Raw genomic sequence first — 2,915 nt, forward strand, 5'->3', positions numbered from 1 at the left:
AGAAATGGACCCCATTGACTGGACACAAAAGCTAGTTTATTAAGTGATATCAACCCAAGTTATGTGGCGAACCTTTGTCTTGCAAAATAAACCTGGTCTGGCGTTAAGTTGTCAAGACTTTGATGGTATCGTTGCTCATTATAAAACACTATATAGTTACTAATTTCAAGCTCCGCCAAAATCGTTCGATCATCACATTGTCTACCTCATCCATACTAATCCGGATGTCATGCGCTTTTAGTTTGGCGGGGAATTCATTACTAGTGAACTGACTACCTTGAGCTGAGTTGAATACTTCAGGCTTACTATAGCGTTGGTATGCCTCTGAATATATTTTTAGATGATCGTTTTAAATAGTGGTTAAAATCAGAAGCCAACTTCACATTTTGATATTCTATGTCTTTTGATGAATGAGCTGTTCTCAAATTATCACTTGTAGAGCATTGTGGTGTGTTATCTTTTATTTGTTCTACGGTATTTTGAATAACATCAATTCTATATTCATCAACAGTGCTTACTAGTGATTTTAAATCACCTCCTACACCGCTAGTAGTATAATCCTTTAATTAAACATTGATAAACCCCCAGCTCAGCTGGGGTGACTCGCATAGGTTTAACCGTGACAACGGTAGGGGTATCTTCTTTGCTCGACCAAAAGTAAAGATGAAAAAACCTATGCGAGACTATAAGAGTTTGTCTCATACTCGTTGGGATTGTAAATACCATATTGTATTTATCCCTAAAAAAAGACAAAAGTTGATATATGGCGCGATCAGAAAACACTTAGGTGAGACGTTTCATGAATTAGCGAAACGAAAAGGAGTAATAATCGAAGAGGGGCATTTAATGAGGGATCACGTTCATATTTGCCTGAGTATTCCTCCAAAATTTGCAGTTGCAAATGTTGTTGGATATTTGAAAGGGAAAAGTGCTATTTCTATAGCTAAAAACTTTCGAGGACGACAACGAAACTTTAATGGTGAAAATTTTTGGGCTCGAGGCTATTTTGTATCGACAGTTGGTTTAGATGAAAATATGGTTCTTGACTATATTCGTAATCAAGAAAAAGACGATGAACACCGTGATCAATTAAAGCTTCAAATGTAGTGCGCCCTGGGCGCTTACTTTAGCCCTTTGAGGGCGTAATCAAGTAAGCCTCCGGCTCCGCCGGAGGTAAGTTAACTGCTGCCATGATTCGAAACTTCTTAGTTCGGAGCTATTAGGGCGCTTATTTTGTATTAATAACTTCGCGTCATTAATAGTTTGTCAATATTGTTTTGTCCCTTTCATAAGGCATGGCTTTCTACCAGTTGCAATTGATTTCATCATTTCACTAATCATTGACGCATTGGTTCTACACAGAATTGTTGTTTTATCGTGTGTAATAGGTTCACTACTTATAATTGTATTAATTTTTTCATTACCAACAAAGTTTGTTGCTGCTTTTGCATACTTTCTTAAACAAGCGTTTGCAAGATCTGCCAAACTATCGCCAAAACGGAAAGATTTTGTTAGCTCCGCTTTATGAGAATAACTAATAGCATTCATCGCATTGGAGGCCCCACGCCAGTCATAAATGGCTTGATATTTGTCACCAACCGTTACTTTTTTACCACGAATGAGAAATACCAACTGTTGGGTTATAGGATTTGAATCTTGTGCTTCATCCAATATTACATTTGAGTAGTCGAGCTTTATCTGATCATTTTTAACCATTAGGACAAATAACTTTAAATAAAAAATAATGGGTAATTGGCATTGATGAATTTACTTCCACCATTAAGTTCCAAAGATTACCGGTTAATTCGATCACCCTCTCTTCAAAAAACACCTTGGCTGTAACCTTTAGTTGATGGCTTTGTTTGTTCGATATGTTCCGGCCCAATAAAATCAGAGTTAGAGTTACAAAAATTTCTAAATGTTTTTAAAACCAAATAACTCAACATCGTAGGCGACAAGTCAAATTCATCTTTATTCAATGAAAGTGTATTTATAAGAATTGAGCTTGTTATTCTAGCATTGAATCGCTCCCCATATTTATGGCCTACGTATTTATGAGCCAAACCATGAATTGTGGTGACATGAACATACTTCGGAAATGAAGCCCTTACCGACATCACAACGACTGAATTAAATGCTTAATATAAAGTTTTTTCATTCACGGGCACTTTAGAAGCGATTACATTACAAGTAAATGTTTTAGTAGCTCCTGCTCCGGCGTTAATGGCAAGGCTATCAGTTCCTTGCATTGCTCTATATACGTCAACACAGTTTAGTTGTTGTTCATTTAGTCAATGCCCTTTAAATAACATAGTAACCCTTATAGCAATAGTGGTCTGGGACTGTCTACACTGTAGACACTTTGCACTTTTTCAGACTGTCTACACTGTAGACACATTGGTTTTACATTTATCTATTGAAAATCCCTTAGGCACACTAGTGTTTTGGAACAATAAAGTTTGTACACTGAGTTATAATATATTCTATCTAACTAGGAAGAGGATATGTTGTGGCAGGATGAAGAAAACTAGAAAAGCTCGCTGATTTCAAGCGGGCTTTAAAACAAAAATATGGTTTAGGTGAGGGAGCCAATTACAACCCATGGATAAGAGTTAATTATGTTAACTCTTATCCATGGGCACAGTGGCAAGATTGACGGAATAAAGTCAGGTCGAATTCACTATACCTTATTTGAGCAAGAATTTTGCTTTTTATATTTAGCTGAGTTTTCCGACTCAGTGGTTGATATTAGGGAGCAGTTTCCTTTGTTTCCGATTCTGTCGCATCTTCGGAAAAAGGCTGAATGCCCAGCTCTACAGGTATATTTAGGTAGCTAAAGAATAAAACTGCTCCCAACGCGTTAACCCATCTGAGTTTTTCATCTGTCCTTTACGAAGCATTGGCCATAACTCAAC

General features: G+C 36.9%; 2 protein-coding genes and 1 pseudogene. 1 reads left to right on the plus strand and 2 read right to left on the minus strand.

From position 1 onward, the window contains the following. Nucleotides 1-59 precede the first annotated feature (59 nt). Nucleotides 60-188 (minus strand): annotated as a pseudogene (locus tag G337_RS29630) (IS3 family transposase); the annotation flags it as partial. Nucleotides 189-675: 487 nt separating this feature from the next. On the opposite strand from G337_RS29630, the gene tnpA reads away from it, so the two are divergent. After that, nucleotides 676-1,107 (plus strand): IS200/IS605 family transposase, encoded by a 432-nt coding sequence (gene tnpA, locus G337_RS0118965; RefSeq protein ID WP_028865264.1) that lies wholly within the window; start codon nt 676-678, stop codon nt 1,105-1,107. A 159-nt stretch (nt 1,108-1,266) separates the two neighbouring features. On the opposite strand, the gene G337_RS0118970 is transcribed toward tnpA, so the two are convergent. After that, entirely contained in the window at nt 1,267-1,716 is a 450-nt protein-coding gene (locus tag G337_RS0118970) for a UvrD-helicase domain-containing protein (RefSeq protein ID WP_028865265.1), read from the minus strand. Nucleotides 1,717-2,915 lie beyond the last annotated feature (1,199 nt).

It is taken from the genome of Psychromonas aquimarina ATCC BAA-1526, from assembly GCF_000428725.1.
Taxonomy (GTDB): domain Bacteria; phylum Pseudomonadota; class Gammaproteobacteria; order Enterobacterales; family Psychromonadaceae; genus Psychromonas; species Psychromonas aquimarina.